Raw genomic sequence first — 17723 nt, forward strand, 5'->3', positions numbered from 1 at the left:
AAAACTTGCAGACTGCAAAGCTGCCGGGCAGTTGCTGGAGCAGTCGACAATGTCCCCCCAGACCATGCCTTCCGACGCGGAACTTCGCTCCAATCGCGCTGATGACGCGCAAGCGCTGGAGGAAGACACCAGGCTCCGCAACGATATCCGCCTGTTGGGCCGTATTCTCGGCGACACTGTCCGCGATCAGGAGGGCGCCGATGTGTTCGACCTGGTCGAGCGCATCAGGCAGACCTCGATCCGCTTCCATCGGGACGAGGACCGCGCCGCCCGCCGCGAGCTCGAGACCATTCTCGACAGCATGTCGATCTCCGACACGGTGCGCATCGTGCGCGCCTTCAGCTATTTCTCCCACCTCGCCAATATCGCCGAGGATCAGAACACCATCCGCCAGATGCGGTCCAAGAGCGGTGCCAGGGGTGCGCCACGCGCCGGCGTACTGGCTGAGACGCTGGGGCATGCCCAGGCTGCGGGCCTTTCACCTGCCGATTTGCGCAAATTCTTTAGGGATGCGCTGGTCAGCCCGGTGCTGACGGCGCACCCGACCGAGGTCCGCCGCAAGAGCACCATGGACCGCGAGATGGAGATCGCCTCGCTCCTCGACACGCGCGAGCGCGTCCAGCTCACGGCGGAGGAGGGCGAGGCAGCCGACGAGCAGCTGCGCCGCGCCGTGCTGACGCTATGGCAGACCAACCTCTTGCGGCGGACCAAGCTCACCGTGCTCGACGAGGTCGCCAACGGGCTGTCGTTCTACGACTACACCTTCCTGCATGAGGTGCCGCGGCTGATCTGCGCGCTGGAGGATAAACTCAACGTGGGGGATGAGGCGGCCAGCGAAGTCGCGTCCTTCCTGAGGATGGGAAGCTGGATCGGCGGCGATCGCGACGGCAATCCCTTCGTCACGGCGGACGTCATGCGCGGCACGCTGCGCCTGCAATCGAGCCGCGTCCTGCAATTCTATCTGGAGGAGGTGCACGCGCTCGGCGCGGAGCTGTCGATCGCCGCGCATCTTGCCGAGGTTTCCGAGGATTTGCGCGTGCTCGCCGAACGTTCGCCCGACAGGTCGCCGCACCGCAGCGGCGAACCCTATCGCCTCGCGGTATCCGGCATCTATGCAAGGCTCACCGCGACCGCGGCAAAGCTCAAGGTCGAGATCAGCCGCAAGCCGGTCGGCGAGGCCGCGCCTTATGACAGCGTGAAGGAGCTGCAGGCCGATCTCGACGTGCTGCACCGCTCGCTGCTCGCCAACAATGCCCGCGTCATCGCGCGCGGGCGATTAAAGGTCTTGCGCCGCGCGGTGGATTGTTTCGGCTTCCATCTTGCCCGCCTCGACATCCGCCAGAACTCGGCGGTACATGAGCGCACGGTCGCCGAACTGCTGGATGCCGCGATGCCCGGCATGTCCTATCTCGCGCTGTCCGAGGAGGCGCGGGTGGCGCTGCTCTCCAACGAGCTGCGCAACACGCGGCCCTTGTTCTCGAAATTCGTCAAATACAGCGAGGAGACGCTGGGCGAGCTCGCGGTGTTCCAGGCGGCGGCGGAAGCCCATGCGCTGTTCGGCGCGGATGTCATTCCCCAGTGCATCATCTCCATGTGCCAGGGCATGTCCGACATGCTGGAGGTGGCCCTTCTTCTGAAGGAGGTCGGCCTCATCAATCCGTCGGGCCGCGGCGCCATCAACATCGTGCCGCTGTTCGAGACCATCGAGGATTTGCAGGCCTGCTCCGGCATCATGGACCGCATGCTGTCGCTACATGATTACCGGCGCCTGGTGGACAGCCGCGGCTCGGTGCACGAGGTGATGCTCGGCTATTCCGACAGCAACAAGGACGGCGGCTTCGTCACCTCGGGCTGGGAGCTGTACAAGGCGGAGATCGAGCTGGTCCAGGTGTTCGAGCGCCACCACGTCCGCCTGCGGCTGTTCCATGGCCGCGGCGGCTCGGTCGGCCGTGGCGGCGGGCCGAGCTATGACGCCATCATCGCCCAGCCGGGTGGGGCGGTGAACGGCCAGATCCGCATCACCGAGCAGGGCGAGATCATCTCGTCCAAATATTCCAACGCCGAGGTCGGTCGCAACAATCTGGAGATTCTGGCTGCCGCAACGCTGGAAGCGAGCCTGCTGCATCCGCGCCAGCCGGCGCCGAAGCCCGAATATCTCACCGCGATGGAGGAGCTCTCCAAACTCGCCTTCAAGGCCTATCGCGGCCTGGTCTACGAGACCGACGGTTTTGTCGATTATTTCTGGTCGTCCACCGTCATCAACGAGATCGCAACGCTGAACATCGGCAGCCGTCCGGCCTCGCGCAAGAAGACGCGCGCCATCGAGGATCTGCGCGCCATCCCCTGGGTGTTCTCCTGGGCGCAGTGCCGCCTGATGCTGCCGGGCTGGTTTGGCTTTGGCAGCGCGGTGGAAACCTGGATCGGCAACCACCCGGACCAGGGCATGCCGTTCCTGCGCGAGCTCTATTTGCAATGGCCGTTCTTCCGCACGCTGCTGTCGAACATGGACATGGTACTCGCCAAAAGCTCGATCGCCATCGCCTCGCGCTACGCTGAGTTGGTGCCCGACGCCGAGCTGCGCGAGAATATTTTCGGCCGTATCCGGCGTGAATGGCATCTTGCGATCGAAACCTTGCTCGACATCACCGGCCAGGAGCGGCTGTTGCAGGGCAACCCGCTGCTCGAACGCTCGGTGCGCAACCGCTTCCCCTATCTCGATCCGCTCAATCACGTGCAGGTCGAGCTGTTGAAGGAGCACCGCGCGCAAAATCCCGACGAGCAGGTGCTGCGCGGCATCCAGCTCACCATCAACGGCATCTCGGCGGGGTTGAGGAATACGGGCTAATCGTCATTTCCCGGGCGCGCGAAAGCGCGAGCCCGGAATCCCGAGGTTCCGGGTCTGGTGCATAACGCACCATCCCGGAACCACCGAGATATGTCTCAGCAGATGATCACGGCTTCATAGCGCCTTGCACACCCGTGTAGACTGCGTAGAGTGACGTCGAGCCGCAGATATAAAGCCTGTTCCTTTGCTGACCGCCAAAGCACAGGTTGGCGACAGTTTCTGGTATGTGGATCTTGCCGAGCAGATCGCCACCAGAGGTGTAGCAGCGCACACCATCCTCGTTCGGATCGCCCCAGCCGACGGAGCACCAAATATTCCCGGCTGTGTCAGCGCGCATCCCGTCGGTAATGCTGGGTTTGGGCATTTCCGCGAAGACTTTGCCGTTCGAAACCTTACCGGACCCAATGTCTACGTCGAACACGCGGATATGCGACGGGTTGTCTGGTCCATCCGTGAAACCGGTGTCGATGACGTAGAGCTTCTTCTCGTCGGGCGAGAACGTAATGCCGTTGGGCTCGACGAAGTCGTCGACCACAACCTTTATGTCCCCTGATTTCGGGTCGACCCGGTAGACGTTGTGTTTTTCCTGCTCGGGATCGGCTTTGACGCCCTCATAATAGCCGCCGATGCCATAGGCTGGATCGGTAAACCAGATCGAGCCGTCCGACGCGACAACCGCATCGTTCGGCGAGTTCAGCTTCTTGCCATTGTACTTGTCGGCAATGATCGTGACCGAACCATCGAGCTCAGTTCGAGTCACCCGTCGGCCGCTGTGTTCGCAGGTGATCAGGCGTCCTTCCCGATCAATCGTATTGCCGTTCGAATTCATCGACGGCTGACGGTATACGCTCAGATGACCGTCATCTTCCGAGAAGCGCATGATGCGATTGTTCGGAATGTCGCTGAATAGAACGTAGCGCCCGGCCGGGAAGTAGACCGGTCCTTCGGCCCAGCGCATTCCCGTCGCGACGCGCTCGACCGCCATTGTTCCGGCGAAGGCCGGAAAGCCAAAAGGTCCGAACGAAAGCTTGGGATGGCCGGACTCCAAGTGGGAATCCGGATAGCGGCTGCCGGGAAGCGGCCCCAAGGGCAAGGGTGCGGTTGACCTCGTTGGAGTGCCCGTTTGGCCCAGCGGTGCTACCGTCGCCGCGGAGGCCGTATTCATGGTCACTGCCGTCGCCGCCAGTGCCCCCGCAGCGCCCCTGAGCAGGACGCGGCGGTTGAGGTTGGTCTCTTTGTCAGGAAAGGTCAGTGGAGTTGTCATGGTTTCCTCCCAAATTTTTGTTGGGAGGAAACCATCCGTTCGCATTCCGGCATAAAGCGGGCGGATGAGGCAAGGCAACCAGAGATAGTTTGGTTATTGTCGGTCAGACCGGATCCCAGCCGAACACGTCGGCTGACCTGTCAAGTTTGTAGAACGAGGCCTTGAGCGCCGGCATCGCATGTTCTGCGACCGTTGCGGGCGTCCAGCCTTCGCCGCGGTGCACCGAACGCAACGGACGCGATTGACCCATCAGGAAAATTTCGTTCATGCGCACTGCAAAAATCTGCCCGGTGACGTCCTTTGCGGCGTCGCTCAGCAGATAGGCAACGACCGGGGCGATCTTCTCTGGCCCCATCTGCTGGATTTTTGCGACGCGGGCCTTCTCGGCCTCGGTCTCGGTCGGAATGGTTCCGATCATCCGGCTCCAGGCAAAGGGCGAGACGCAGTTGGAGCGAACGTTGAAGCGGTTCATGTCGAGCGCGATCGACTTTGACAGGCCGACAATGCCGAGCTTCGCGGCCGCGTAATTGGCCTGGCCGAAATTGCCGACAAGGCCCGAGGTCGAGGTGAAGTGCACGAAGGAGCCGCTCTCCTGCTCGCGGAACAGACGCGCTGCGGCGTGTGAGACATAGAACGAGCCGAGCAGGTGCACCTTGATGACGGCCTCGAAGGCTTCCACGCTCATCTTGTGGAAGATCATGTCGCGCAGGATGCCGGCATTGTTGACGACGCCGTCGAGCCGGCCGAAATGATCGGTCGCGGATTTGACGATGCGGCTCGCCGGGATCGCTTCCGCCACGCTTTCAAAATTCGCGACCGCAGTGCCGCCGCGCTTCTTGATCTCCTCGACCACCTCTTCAGCCGGCGCTGCGCTTGAGCCCGAGCCGTCCGACGCGACGCCGGGGTCGTTCACAACGACCTTGGCGCCCTCAGCCGCACAAAGCAACGCAATCTCGCGCCCGATGCCGCGGCCTGCGCCGGTGACGACGATGACCTTGTCCTGCAGTAATTTTGTCATGATGCCTCCTGTTGTCTGTCATTCCGGGGCGCCTCAAAGAGGCGAACCTCGATGCGCAATTGCGCACCGTAGTTCGGTGCTTCGCACCGCCCCGCAATGACTAGGGTTAGCTTTTCTCATTCGTGAAAATGATCGTGCCCGATGCCGCGAACATGCCGCCGACGCCGTGACACACCGAGATCTTGGCGTCGGGTACCTGCGCAGGCGCAATGCCGCGCATCTGCCGCACGCTCTCCTGCAGCGCGTACATGCCGTACATGCCGGAGTGCATGTAGGACAGGCCGCCGCCATTGGTGTTGAGCGGCAGCTTGCCGCCGGGCCGGGTGTTGCCGTCAGCGATGAACTTGCCGGTCTCCTGGTAGGGCATGAAGCCGAGATCGCCGAGGCCATAGAGCGGCAGATGCGCGAAGGCGTCGTAGATCATGAGATGATCGACATCCTTGTGGGTGATGCCGGCTTCGCGGAAGGCCAACGGTCCCGCGACCTTGAAGGCGCGGGAGGAATTGAACGTCTCCATCTGGCTGACCATCGGCGTTTCCACGCTCTCGCCGGTGCCGAGGATGTAGACCGGCTTCTGCGGAAAATCCTTGGCGCGATCGGCGGAGGTCAAGATCAACGCGCCACCACCATCGGTGACGAGGCAGCATTGGAACAGGCGCAACGGATAGGCGATCATCCTGGAGTTCAGGACGTCGGCGACCGTGATCGGCTCCTTCATGGTGGCGCGCGGGTTTTTGCCCGCCCACTCGCGCTGCACCACCGCGACCATGGCAAGCTGCTCATGGGTGATGCCGTGGGTCTTCATGAAGCGCAGCACCGGAATCGGAAACATGCTGGCGGGCGTGGTAACGCCATAGGGCAATTCGAACTGGCCGTTCAGGCTGTCCGCGCCGATCATGCGCGGCGTGCGGCCGATGTTCGACTTGCCGCTCTCGGCATGCGTGATCAGCACCGTCTTGCACAGGCCGGCCTCGATCGCGGCCGCGGCATGGCGGACATGCAACATGAAGGAGCAGCCGCCGACCGAGGTGCCGTCGACCCAGGTCGGCGTGATGCCGAGATAATGACAGATCTGCTGCGGCGTCTCGACCGCGGTGGCGAAGCCGTCGATGTCTGAAAGCTTGAGTCCCGCATCCTTGATCGCGTTCAGCGCCGCATCCGCATGCAGCTGGATCTGCGACATGTTGGGGATGACACCGAGCTCGGTAGTTTCGGCCGCGCCGACAATGGCAACCTGGTTTCTGCGCATGGCCTTACCCCTTCGCCGGACGGAAGAGAGGAAGGGTGATCTGCTCGTCGAGCTTCTCGAACTTGATCTCCAGGGGCATGTCGAGTTCGAGCGCGTCCGGTGTCTGCGGGCAGTCGACGATGTTGCTCATCATGCGCGGACCTTCGTCGAGCTCGACCACCGCTATGGAATAGGGCGGGGTGAAGCCGGGCGCCGGGCGATGATGAATGACGTAGCTGTAGAGCTTGCCTTTGCCGCTGGCCTTGAACACCGACACCTTGCGCGAGCCGCAGCCAGGACAGAACGGCCGCGGTGGGAAATAACTCTTGGCGCACTCGTCGCAGCGCTGCAGGCGCAGCTCGCCCGCTTTGGTGCCGTCCCAGAAGTGCTGGGTCTCGGGGGTCGGTTTGGGTCGTGCACGCGCTGCCTCGGCCATGTCGGCATTTCCTCCATCGGCTTGATTGGCAATCTTGATGCGCCAACGGCCATCACCCGTCAACGGCGAAGCAGACATACGCGTGCGCGGCTAGCGTATTCCACCGCGCGCAAAATGTTCTTCAGGACGCATCATCCCGTTTCAGGAAGCTCACCTGCTGGCGCGACAGATGATCGGCAAAGGCCTTGCTCAAGGGCGGCAGCGTGCGGTTCCTTTTCTTGATCAGCGAGACCTGCCGGGAGAAATTCGGATCGCTGATCCGTCGCGTGCGCAAGGTGGGTTCGGCGGCGATTTCGCGCGCGGACGCCGGCAGCAGCGTAATGCCGATCCCGGCGCGCACCATGCCGAGTGCCGTCATCATCTGTGTGGCTTCCGTTACCGGCGTCGGCATCAGCTTCGCGCTGCGGAAAGCATGGTCCGTTACCGCCCGCACGCTGGTGCGGCTGTCCAGCATGACGATCGGATACTGCGCCAGGCGCTCGGCAGTGAGGCGCGAGAACTTTTCGATCGGATGTCCTTGCGGAAAAATCACCCTGATCTCGTCGCTGGCGCGAAACAGCACCTCGATGTCCGGAAAGTCGACATTGCCGCCGGTCAAGCCAAGATCGACCTCGTCGGAGCGCACCAGTCCGAGCAGCGCGCTTGCGATCACGTCCTTCACTGCAAAGGATGCGCCGGGGTTCTTGGTTCTGAACTGCAATATGGCATCCGGCAGGATGCTCGCCGCAAACGACGGCAACGCTGCGATCCTGACCACGCCAAGTTGCGCGGTCGAGACGTTCTTGACGTCAAGCAGCACGGAATCGAGATCCTGCAGCGTGCGCTCAAACGAAGGTAGTAGATCGCGGCCCACCCGCGTCAGGTTGACCGCGCGCGGATTGCGGTCGAAAAGCTTCAGCTGCAGCGCGTCCTCCAGCCGCCTGATCTGCACGGTGAGCGTCGGCTGGGAGACATGCAGGAACTCTGCGGCGCGTGTGAAGCTTCCGAGCTTGGCGACGGCGACGAACGAGCGCATTTGCCGCAGGCTGATATCCATAGCCAAATCGTATGGCTGAGATTGAATTATTTCAATCCTCGTATAGTTGATTTGTCCGCCCGGACGCGTCAAAAGGACCGCGACAACAAGGCTTGAGGAAACGCTATGATCAAGAAAAGCTTGGCCGCGCTGGCATTGACCGCGACGCTCGCGGCGCCCGCATTTGCGGCGGACGTACCCTCCGAAATCAAGATCGGGACGCTCTACGCCTCCTCGGGCCGCTACGCCTCGATCTCGATGCCGGTGTACAGCGCGCTGAAACTGTGGGCCGACCAGAAGAACGCCGAGGGCGGCGTCTATGTGAAGGCCTTCGACAAGAAGCTTCCCGTGAAGCTCATCTCCTATGACGACCAGAGCAACACCGCAACCGCGTCGACGCTCTATAACCAGCTCATCACCCAGGACAAGGTCGACCTGCTTGTCGCCGATTCCGGCTCCGTCTTGACCGCGCCGGCCGTTGCGATCGCGCGTGACCACAAGGTGTTCCTGTTCGACCAGACCGGCACTGGCGCGAGCTTCTTCTCCAAGGATAATCCGTACATCGCCCTGATGGCGGACCCGGTCTCCACCGTCTGGCCCAAGCCCGTCGCCGACTTCATCACTCATGACGGCCCGGCGCTCGGCATCAAGAAGATTGCGATTCTCTACGCGACCAACGAGTTCACGGGAACGCAAGCCAACGCGTTCCGCAAATTCGTGAAGGATTCCGGCGCGCCGATCGAGATCGTCTATGACCAGGGCGTGCCGACCGAGACCACCAACTACACGGTCATCATCAACAACATCAACAACGCCAACCCGGACGCGGTGATCCACTTCGGCTATGCGCCGAACGACATCGCCTTCCTGCGCAACGTCCAGGACGTCGGCGTCAATTTCAAGATGCTGTTCTCGATCTATGCCGGCCTTGAGACCGAACTCCTGGAAAAGAACATCGGCGCCAAGGGACTCGAGCACATCTGGACCTATGTGCCGCCGTCCGAGCTGGAATATCCCGTCAATTTTGGCATGCCCATGAAGGACTACAAGGCGGCCTGGGACAAGGCTTATCCCGGCGGAAAGATCGAGTTCGGCTTCAATGCTGTCGCGGGCTACACCACGGCGCTCGTGATCGAGAAGACGCTGTCGGTTGCGACATCTCTCGACCAGATGGAACTGCGGAAAGCGGTGTTCAGCCTATCGGGCCAGCTCAAGACCCTCGACGGCACCTTCGCGCTGGACGAGATGGGCGGCCAGATCGGCGAATTGACGCCGCTCGGTCAGCTCACCCTCGACGACCACGGCCACGTCAAATTCGTCTCGATCTATCCGCACGAGACCGCGACCGGCAAGCCGGTCTATCCGGCACCATGAGGCTGATAGGGGCGATCAGGCTGACACCGGGGGCGCTGCGCTAAATGTTGACCTACGCGCTCGTCGCCGGCGTCCTGTTCGGGCTTTATTTCAGCCTGGTCGGTATCGGCCTCAATCTCGTGTTCGGCGTCATGCGCATCGTCAACCTTGCGCATGGCGACATCCTGATGCTCGGCGCCTTCATCGCGCTCGGGGTGGTGACGCTTGCCGGCATTGATCCCCTGTTTGCGGTGCCGCTCGCCTTCATCGTGTTCTTGATCGTTGGGCTCTTGCTCTATTGGGTGCTGGTGCCGCGGCTGCAGGGCTCGGTGAACCCCGAGATGCTCTCGATCATCCTGTTCTTCGGCCTGTCGCAGGTGATCGAGGCCATTACCACTATCTTCGCCGGCACCAGCGAGCGTTCGATCCAGAGCCGCCTGCTCGGCACCGTGTTCACGACCATCCAGGTCAAATGGTTCGGCGGCAAGCCGGGCAGGGGCGGGCCGATCCAGATTTTCGGCCAGAGTTTCCCGGCACCCTGGGTGATCGCTGCCGGCACGAGCCTGATCGCGATCGGGCTTGTCTATCTCTATCTCTACCGCACCCGCCTCGGCACCTTGACGCGCGCAGTGATGTCGCGGCGTGACGAGGCGCTTGCGACCGGCATCGATGTCGACCGCGTTTCGGCCGCTGCTTTCGGCGTCGGCCTCGGCCTTGCGGCGGTAGCGGGCGTATTCGCCCCCTTCATGTTCGGATCGGTGACGCCGGCCTTCGGCGCCGATGCCACCGTCACCTCTTTTGCCATCGTGGTGCTGGGCTCGCTCGGCAACCCGCTCGGTACCGCGCTCGGCGGTGTCGTCTATGGCGTCTGCTACATGCTGGTGCAGACCTATCTCTCGTCCTGGGCCGATCTCTTGCCTTATGTATTGTTGATCCTGATCCTGTTGCTGCGTCCGAGCGGGCTGCTCGGAAGGCAGGTGCGCGTTGCCTAGCGCTCTCCGCCATCTGCTGTTCATTATGGCGCCGCTGGTCGTCGTGCTGGCGGTGCTGCCCGGCGTCTATCAGAACCATCTGCTGCTGTTCAACTTCGTGATCTTCCTGATCCTCGCGCAGGGCGTGAACATCATCTACGGCTTCACCGGCTATCTGCCGTTCGGCTATGTCGGCTTCTTCGGCGCCGGTGCCTACGGCTTTGCCATCATGGTGATGCATCTGCAGGCGCCCGCCGTGGTCGCCGTGGTGGTCGCAGGCCTTGTCGGCGTCGCACTCGGTCTGCTGCTGACGCCGCTGTTACGACTGTCGGGTGCCTATTTCGCGATCGCCAATCTCGCGGCGTCGCTGGCCGTGCTGCATCTCGTCGCCAATCCGGCGCTGGAGAGCATCACCAAGGGGCCCTATGGCGTGTCGCTGACCGGCACCTTCAATCCGAACTCGGCCTATATCGCGGCACTTGTCGTGCTCGCGCTGACACTGGCGGGTGTGGTCTACCTGAAAAACTCGAGCTTCGGGCTTGCGCTGCAGGCGGTGCGCGAGGATTCGGTCTCGGCCGCAATGTCGGGCGTCAGCGTTGTGAAGATGCGTGTCATCGCCTGGTTGGCGTCCGCGCTGGTCGCCGGTCTCGCCGGCGGCATCTATGCCTGGTACGTCTCGGTGTTCTATCCCGACAACGTGTTTTCGGGTGATTTCAGTATCTTCGCCATCGTGTTCGCGCTGTTCGGCGGGGTTGCCACCATCACCGGGCCCATCGTCGGCGTGATCATCCTCTATGGCATCTATAACGTGATCGGCTTCACCACGCCGCAATACTTCCAGCTGATCTACGGCCTTCTGATCATGGGGCTGGTGCTGTTCCTGCCGGCGGGGCTGGTCTCGCTGGCGACGCGGAGGGGATGGCATGTCCCCTGAAGCAAAACCCATTCTCAATGTCAGCAAGCTCGTCAAGCGCTTTGGCGGCTTCTATGCGCTCGATGGCCTGAGCTTCCATGTCGCTCCCGGCGAGATTCTGGGCCTCGTCGGCCCCAACGGCTCCGGCAAGACCACGGCGATCAACGTCATCTCCGGCCTCTACGCGCCCGATGGCGGCGAAGTGGCGTTCGATGGCCAACAAATCGGTGGCATCGCCTCGCACCGGCTGGTGCATCGCGGCATCAATCGTACCTTCCAGGTGCCGAAGCCGTTCATGTCGCTCACCGTGCGCGAGAACATCAAGGTCGCGCTGTCTTACGGCCGTGCGATGGTTGCGCCGCCCGCTATCAATGAGCTGCTTGAGCAATATCGTCTTGCCGAGTTCGCGGAGCGCCCGGCCTCCGAGCTCAATAGCGCCCAGCAGAAGATGCTGGATCTGACGCGAGCGCTCGCCACCCGCCCGCGGCTGTTGCTGCTCGACGAACTCGCGGCCGGTCTCAATCCAGCCGAGCTCGACTGGATCGCCGGCCACATCAAGGCGCTGGCCGCAAGCGGCGTTGCAATCATCGTGGTCGAGCATCTCATGGGCTTTATCGAGCACATCACCGACCGCGTCATCGTGCTCAATGCCGGCAAGGAAATCTTCGAGGGCAAGCTTGCCGCGGCGGTGAAGGAGCCCCAGGTAATCGAGGTGTTCCTGGGAGGCGAGCATGCCGCCTGAACCCAGCTCGTTGTTGGACGCCAAGGGCGTCGAGGCGGGCTACGGCACCATGCAGGTGCTGTGGGGGGTCGATCTCGACGTGCGTCCCGGCGAGACCGTGCTGCTGCTCGGCGCCAACGGCGCCGGCAAGACGACCTTTTTGAAATCGCTGGTCGGCCTCGTGCAGGCGCGCAGCGGCATCATCAGGCTCGGCGGCGAGGACATCACGCGGATGCGTTCCAGCGACCGCATGCGCCGCGGCATGACCTACATGTCGGAGCTCGCGGTCTTTCCCGATCTCACCATCGAGGAGAACATCCGTATCGGAGCGCAGGCGCTCGGCCATGCCAACCCCAACGGGCGCATGGACGAGCTCTACCAGCTGTTTCCGGTGCTGCGCGAAAAGCGCCGCCAGCTCGCCTCGAGCCTGTCGGGCGGCCAGCGCAAGATGCTCGGCGTCGCCAAGGCGCTATCGGCCGAGCCGAAGCTTCTGGTGATGGACGAGCCGTCGGCGGGCCTGTCACCGTTGTTCGTCAAGGAAGTGATCCGTGTGCTCAGCAGCCTGCAGGGCCGCGGGCTTGCGCTGTTGATCGCGGAACAAAATATCAGTTTTCTGGAAGTCGCGACGCGGGTGTTCGTGTTGGAGGGCGGCCATATCCGCTTTTCCGGCACGGTTGCCGAGATGAGCGGCAATGAGGACCTGCATCGCGCCTATTTCGGGCTGACGTGATGCGCACCATCAGGATAGGGTCCGGCGCCGGTTATTCCGGCGACCGGATCGAGCCGGCAGTCGAGCTCGCCGAAAAGGGCGACATCGATTATCTCGTGTTCGAATGTCTCGGCGAACGCACCGTGGCACTTGCGCAGCAGGCGCGCCTGAAGAACCCCGACACCGGTCACGATCCGCTCTTGGAAGAGCGCATGAGCGCGGTGCTGCCGCTCTGCGCCAAGAAGGGCATCAAGATTATCACCAATATGGGCGCGGCCAATCCGGTGGCCGCGGCGAGGAAAACCGCTGAGATTGCCCGCGCGCACGGTCTGCCGTCACTGAAGATCGCGGCCATCGTCGGCGACGACGTGCTCGATGCCTGCAAGCAGGGCGACCTGCCGGTCCTGGAATTTCCGGGCAGCATGAAGCAGCTCGGTAACCGCATCGTTTCGGCCAACGCCTATCTCGGCGCGGAGCCGATGGCCGAGGCGCTGTCCGCGGGCGCCGATGTCGTGATCACTGGCCGCGCCTCCGATCCCGCGCTGTTCCTGGCGCCGATGATCCATGCCTTCGGCTGGGCCATGGACGACTGGAATCTCCTGGGCAAGGGTACGGTCGCCGGGCATCTGCTGGAATGCGCCGGCCAGATTACTGGCGGTTATTTTGCCGATCCCGGCTACAAGGATGTCGCGGGTCTCGCACGGCTCGGCTTTCCAATCGGTGAGGTCGGCGAGGACGGTTCGCTCGTCGTCACCAAGGTTTCCGGCTCGGGCGGGGCGGTGACCGCACAAACCTGCAAGGAGCAGCTGCTCTACGAGGTGCATGACCCCAAGCGCTATCTGCAGCCCGACGTAACAGCGGATTTCTCGGAAGTCGAGATCGAGGAGATCGCACCGGACCGCGTGCGGATCACGGGCGGGCGCGGCACAGCGCGGACCGATACGCTGAAAGTCTCGGTCGGCTATGTCGACAGTTTTATTGGCGAGGGGCAGATTTCCTACGCTGGCCCCGGTGCGCTGGCGCGGGGGCGCCTGGCACTCGACATTGTCCGGGAACGCCTCAAGTTGACTGGTGTTGCCGCAAGCGAATTGCGTTTCGACCTGATCGGCGTCGACTCCCTGCACGGGCCGCAGGTCTCGGCGCAAGCCAATGAGCCCTATGAAGTGCGCGTCCGCGTCAGCGGCCGCACAGAAAATATGCGTGAAGCCATCAGGATCGGCAACGAGGTGGAGACGCTCTACACCAACGGTCCTGCCGGCGGCGGCGGGGCCTGGAAATCGGCGCGCGAGGTGGTGGCGGTGGCCTCGGTGCTGCTGCCGCGCGAACAGGCTGCGCCGCAAGTGCGTTTTGTCGGGGCTGAGCCATGAAGCTGCGCGAGATTGCCCATTCCCGCACCGGTGACAAAGGGAATACCTCCAATATCTCCGTGATCGCCTATGAGGCCAAAGACTACCCGCTGCTGGTTGCGCAAGTGACGGCGGAGCGGGTCAGGGCCCATTTTGCCGGCGTTGTCGAAGGCAGTGTGGTGCGCTATGAGCTGCCAAGGATAGGTGCGTTGAATTTCGTGATGACGGAGACCCTGGGCGGCGGGGTGACGCGGTCGCTGGCGCTGGACGCGCATGGCAAGTCGCTCTCCTCAGCGCTGCTGGATCTCGAGATCGAGGCGCCTGCGGATTAGAGTTGATACTGAAAGGGCGAGGTGTTCATGACACAGCTTCCAACCATTGCCTCGCTTGCCGACGATCTCGAAGCCGGCCGCACCTCGGCCCGCAAGCTGGTCGAGGAATGCATTGCCAGGATCGCTGATCCCAAAGGCGAGGGGCAGCGCACCTTCATCCATGTCGACAAGGATGCCGCCCTCGATGCGGCTGACGCCATGGATGCGCTGCGCCGGGCCAAGGCAGCGCCCTCGCGCTTTGCCGGCATCCCGGTCTCTATCAAGGACCTGTTCGACATCAAGGGACAGGTGAGTCGCGCGGGCTCGCGCGCGCTGGAGGATTCAGCGCCTGCGGAGGCCGATGCCCCCGTGGTGGCGCGGCTGCGCCAGGCCGGCTTCATCGTCATCGGCCGAACCAACATGACCGAGTTTGCCTTCTCCGGCATTGGCATCAATCCGCACTATGGGACGCCCAAGGGCGCCTGGAAGCGCGGCGAGGGACACATTCCCGGCGGCTCGTCCTCTGGCGCTGCAGTCTCGGTGGTCGATGGTATGGCGCATGGCGCGCTCGGCACTGACACCGGCGGTTCTTGCCGAATTCCAGCGGCTTATAACGGCATCGTCGGCTACAAGCCGACGCAGCGGCGCATTCCGCTCGACGGCGGCGTGCCGCTGTCGTTCTCGCTCGACAGCTACGGGCCGCTGGCGCGCAGCGTGAGCTGCTGTGCCATCCTCGATGCGGTGCTCGCGGACGAGCCGGTCACGGCTTTGCGGCCGCGGCCGATCAAGGGCGTGCGGCTCGCGGTGCCGACCACCATCGTGCTCGACGAGCTCGATGACGCCGTGGCGCAGACGTTCGACCGCGCCTTGACCAGGCTTTCCAAGCTCGGCGCGGAGATCGAGCATATCGAGGTCCCGGAATTCCTGGACAGCATCACCATGAACAGCACGGGTGGCTTCGCTGCGGCCGAGAGCTATGCCTGGCATCGCTATCTCCTGACCTCCAAAGGCGACGTCTATGATCCACGCGTTTCGGCACGCATCCTGCGCGGCGAGACGATGAGCGCGGCCGATTACATCGACCTGATCCAGGCCCGCCGCTCGCTGATCGCGCGCGTCAATGCGCGGCTTGCACCGTATGATGCGCTGGTGCTGCCGACCACGGCCAACACCCCACCGCGCATCGCCGATCTCGCCGACGACAAGGCCTTCACCACGGCGAACACGCGGTCCCTGCGCAACTGCTCGCTGATCAATCTGATCGACGGTTGCGCGATCTCGCTGCCCGCGCACCGCGAGGGCGAGGTGCCGGTCGGCCTCATGCTGGCGGCACCAGGCGGCGCCGACCGACGCATTTTCGAACTTGCGGCCGCTATGGAGCCTGTGATCCGTGTTTGACCTGACCTTCACTATCGAAGCCCAGAGCGGGCCTGTTCCGCTGACGCTTGCGATCGAACAGCTGGTGATCGCGGGCTGGACCGGCCGCGATCCGGTCGCGCGCGACAAGCATATCGCCGAGCTCGAGGCGCTCGGGATCGCGCGTCCCGCGACGACGCCGATCTATTACCGCGCTTCGGCACGGCGGCTGACCCAGGAGGACTCGATCGAAGCCTGCGGCAATGATTCCAGCGGCGAGGTCGAGTTCATCCTGATCGGCTGGCAGGGCCGCGTCTTCGTCGGCCTTGGCTCCGACCACACTGATCGCAAGGTTGAGAGCTACAACGTCACCGTCTCCAAGCAGATGTGCGACAAGCCGATCGCGTCGGTCCTGTGGGAACTTGAGGACGTCGCCGCCCATTGGGACCGGCTGATCCTGCGCTCCTACGCCGTAACCGGGAGCAAGCGCGAGCTCTACCAGGAGGGCACGCTGGACGCGATGCTGTCGGTTGCCGAGCTGATCAAGCGCGGTTTTGATGGCGGCAAACTGCCCGACGGCTGCGCCATGTTCGGCGGCACCTTCGCCGCCAAAGGCGGCATTCGTCCCGCCGACCGCTTCGAGTTCGAGCTGGAAGACCCGGTGCTCAAGCGCAAGATCAGCCACGCTTACGATGTGATCTCGCTGCCGGTGCGGGGGTAACTCTCTGCGCTCCATCGTGACCGGGTCAAGCCCGCCGCCCATGACGGCAAGGGAACAGGCTCCCTCGGAAATCGGGTGGTCCGGCCTGCCGCGATCTGCGAGACTGGGCGCATGATCGCACATGCCAAGAAAATCCAGCAGCCGCTTCCGTCGCTGGACATCTCCGCCCGGGTCGATGCGCTTGCCTGGCCGCAGGTTGAAACCGACCTCGACGCACAGGGCTGCGCGGTGCTCAAGCAGTTGCTCACGCCCGATGAATGCCGCGCACTGGCCGCGCTCTATCCCGATGATGCTCGATTCCGCAGCCGCGTCGTGATGGGCCGCCACGGCTTCGGCCGCGGCGAGTACAAGTACTTCTGCTATCCTTTGCCAGATCTGATTGCGCAGTTGCGGCCCGCGCTCTATGCGCGGCTCCAGGGCGTCGCCAATCGTTGGAACGAGGCGATGGGGATCGACATCCGTTATCCGGCGCAGCACGACGCGTTCCTGAAACGCTGCCACGATGCCGGCCAGACGCGTCCCACTCCGCTGCTGCTGCAATATGAAGCCGGCGACTACAACTGCCTGCATCAGGATCTCTATGGCGAGCACGTTTTCCCGCTTCAGGTCGCGATCCTCTTGTCGGCGCCCGGCAACGATTTCGAGGGCGGCGAGTTTGTCCTCACCGAGCAGCGGCCGCGCATGCAGTCGCGCGCCGAGGTGGTGGCGCTCGCGCAGGGCGATGCGGTGGCATTTGCCGTGCATCATCGGCCGGTGCAGGGGACGCGCGGCACCTATCGGGTCAACCTGCGCCATGGCGTCAGCCGTCTGCGCGTGGGACGGCGCCACACCGTCGGCATCATCTTTCACGACGCCAAATGACTGCGGATTTGTTCGACGGCACGGCCGATGTCGGACCCGCGGAGCAGGCAATCGCGGAGGGCGCGATCCTCTTGCGCGGCTTTGTGCGCCCGTTCGAGCATGATCTGCTGCCGGCACTGCACGCGGCGATCGAACAGTCCCCGTTCCGCCACATGCAGACGCCGGGCGGCCACCAGATGTCTGTGGCCATGACCAATTGCGGCGCTGTCGGCTGGATCACCGACCGCAGCGGCTACCGCTATGACGCGACTGATCCGCAAACCGGGCAAGCCTGGCCCGCCATGCCGGATGTCTTTCTCCTGCTGGCGCGACAGGCGGCCACGCGCGCGGGCTTTGGTGGCTTCGTGCCGGATGCCTGCCTGATCAACCGCTACGAGCCCGGCGCGCGGATGTCGCTGCATCAAGACCGCGACGAGCGCGATTTTTCCGCTCCGATCGTCTCGGTCTCGCTCGGCTTGCCTGCGATCTTCCTGTTTGGCGGCCCAAAGCGCGCCGACAAGCCGCTGCGCTATCGGTTGCAGCATGGCGATGTCGTGGTCTGGGGCGGGCCGTCGCGCCTGTTCTTCCACGGCGTGGCGCCGCTCGCCGACGGCGACCATGCGGCGCTGGGCCGCAAGCGTATCAACCTGACCTTTCGCAAGGCGCGCTGAAGTTT

Annotated in this window: 17 protein-coding genes; 12 read left to right on the top strand and 5 right to left on the bottom strand. The window is 63.4% G+C overall.

All coding sequences use genetic code 11. From position 1 onward, the window contains the following. Positions 1–49: 49 nt before the first annotated feature. Complete coding sequence (gene ppc / locus A3AI_RS0120205) at positions 50–2845, top strand: phosphoenolpyruvate carboxylase (RefSeq protein WP_024517311.1); 2796 nt, start codon at positions 50–52, stop codon at positions 2843–2845. Positions 2846–2951: 106 nt separating this feature from the next. Here the strand turns inward: ppc and A3AI_RS0120210 are convergent, their stop codons facing one another. The 5 genes from A3AI_RS0120210 to A3AI_RS0120230 form a co-directional block, all read right to left on the bottom strand. Then, the gene (locus tag A3AI_RS0120210; RefSeq protein WP_024517312.1) at positions 2952–4109 is read right to left on the bottom strand and encodes an SMP-30/gluconolactonase/LRE family protein; all 1158 of its coding nucleotides are present in this window, start codon (positions 4107–4109) and stop codon (positions 2952–2954) included. Between the two features lie 103 nt (positions 4110–4212). Further along, a complete protein-coding gene (locus tag A3AI_RS0120215; protein ID WP_024517313.1) occupies positions 4213–5127 on the bottom strand; it encodes an SDR family oxidoreductase in 915 nt (304 codons plus the stop codon). Positions 5128–5233: 106 nt separating this feature from the next. Further along, positions 5234–6376: a thiolase C-terminal domain-containing protein gene (locus A3AI_RS0120220; protein ID WP_024517314.1), complete on the bottom strand. Its 1143-nt coding sequence runs from the start codon at positions 6374–6376 to the stop codon at positions 5234–5236. 4 nt (positions 6377–6380) lie between these two features. Next, positions 6381–6791: a Zn-ribbon domain-containing OB-fold protein gene (locus A3AI_RS0120225; protein ID WP_024517315.1), complete on the bottom strand. Its 411-nt coding sequence runs from the start codon at positions 6789–6791 to the stop codon at positions 6381–6383. A gap of 121 nt (positions 6792–6912) precedes the next feature. Then, a complete protein-coding gene (locus A3AI_RS0120230) occupies positions 6913–7827 on the bottom strand; it encodes a LysR family transcriptional regulator (protein WP_024517316.1) in 915 nt (304 codons plus the stop codon). Between the two features lie 105 nt (positions 7828–7932). On the opposite strand from A3AI_RS0120230, the gene A3AI_RS0120235 reads away from it, so the two are divergent. From A3AI_RS0120235 to alkB, 11 genes are all read left to right on the top strand, one after another. Further along, positions 7933–9180, top strand: coding sequence for an ABC transporter substrate-binding protein (locus A3AI_RS0120235; protein ID WP_024517317.1), 1248 nt, complete (start codon positions 7933–7935; stop codon positions 9178–9180). A 44-nt stretch (positions 9181–9224) separates the two neighbouring features. Further along, a complete protein-coding gene (locus A3AI_RS0120240) occupies positions 9225–10151 on the top strand; it encodes a branched-chain amino acid ABC transporter permease (RefSeq protein ID WP_024517318.1) in 927 nt (308 codons plus the stop codon). Then, positions 10144–11064 (top strand): branched-chain amino acid ABC transporter permease, encoded by a 921-nt coding sequence (locus A3AI_RS0120245; RefSeq protein ID WP_024517319.1) that lies wholly within the window; start codon positions 10144–10146, stop codon positions 11062–11064. The genes A3AI_RS0120240 and A3AI_RS0120245 overlap by 8 nt, the downstream gene beginning before the upstream one ends. Continuing rightward, entirely contained in the window at positions 11054–11785 is a 732-nt protein-coding gene (locus tag A3AI_RS0120250) for an ABC transporter ATP-binding protein (RefSeq protein ID WP_024517320.1), read from the top strand. Before A3AI_RS0120245 ends, A3AI_RS0120250 begins: the two co-directional genes overlap by 11 nt. After that, positions 11775–12494 carry an ABC transporter ATP-binding protein gene (locus tag A3AI_RS0120255; RefSeq protein WP_024517321.1) on the top strand — a complete coding sequence of 240 codons (720 nt, stop codon included), beginning with the start codon at positions 11775–11777 and terminating at the stop codon, positions 12492–12494. Before A3AI_RS0120250 ends, A3AI_RS0120255 begins: the two co-directional genes overlap by 11 nt. Next, positions 12494–13840 carry an acyclic terpene utilization AtuA family protein gene (locus A3AI_RS0120260; RefSeq protein ID WP_024517322.1) on the top strand — a complete coding sequence of 449 codons (1347 nt, stop codon included), beginning with the start codon at positions 12494–12496 and terminating at the stop codon, positions 13838–13840. Before A3AI_RS0120255 ends, A3AI_RS0120260 begins: the two co-directional genes overlap by 1 nt. Then, entirely contained in the window at positions 13837–14151 is a 315-nt protein-coding gene (locus A3AI_RS0120265; protein WP_024517323.1) for an AtuA-related protein, read from the top strand. The genes A3AI_RS0120260 and A3AI_RS0120265 overlap by 4 nt, the downstream gene beginning before the upstream one ends. A 27-nt stretch (positions 14152–14178) precedes the next feature. Beyond that, positions 14179–15528: an amidase gene (locus A3AI_RS0120270; protein ID WP_024517324.1), complete on the top strand. Its 1350-nt coding sequence runs from the start codon at positions 14179–14181 to the stop codon at positions 15526–15528. Next, positions 15521–16207 (top strand): DUF2848 domain-containing protein, encoded by a 687-nt coding sequence (locus A3AI_RS0120275; protein WP_024517325.1) that lies wholly within the window; start codon positions 15521–15523, stop codon positions 16205–16207. Before A3AI_RS0120270 ends, A3AI_RS0120275 begins: the two co-directional genes overlap by 8 nt. Before the next feature lie 111 nt (positions 16208–16318). Then, positions 16319–17068: a 2OG-Fe(II) oxygenase gene (locus A3AI_RS0120280; protein ID WP_024517326.1), complete on the top strand. Its 750-nt coding sequence runs from the start codon at positions 16319–16321 to the stop codon at positions 17066–17068. Continuing rightward, positions 17065–17718, top strand: coding sequence for a DNA oxidative demethylase AlkB (alkB, locus tag A3AI_RS0120285; RefSeq protein ID WP_024517327.1), 654 nt, complete (start codon positions 17065–17067; stop codon positions 17716–17718). The genes A3AI_RS0120280 and alkB overlap by 4 nt, the downstream gene beginning before the upstream one ends. Positions 17719–17723: the final 5 nt, after the last annotated feature.

Source organism: Bradyrhizobium sp. Tv2a-2, from assembly GCF_000472425.1.
Lineage (GTDB): Bacteria > Pseudomonadota > Alphaproteobacteria > Rhizobiales > Xanthobacteraceae > Bradyrhizobium.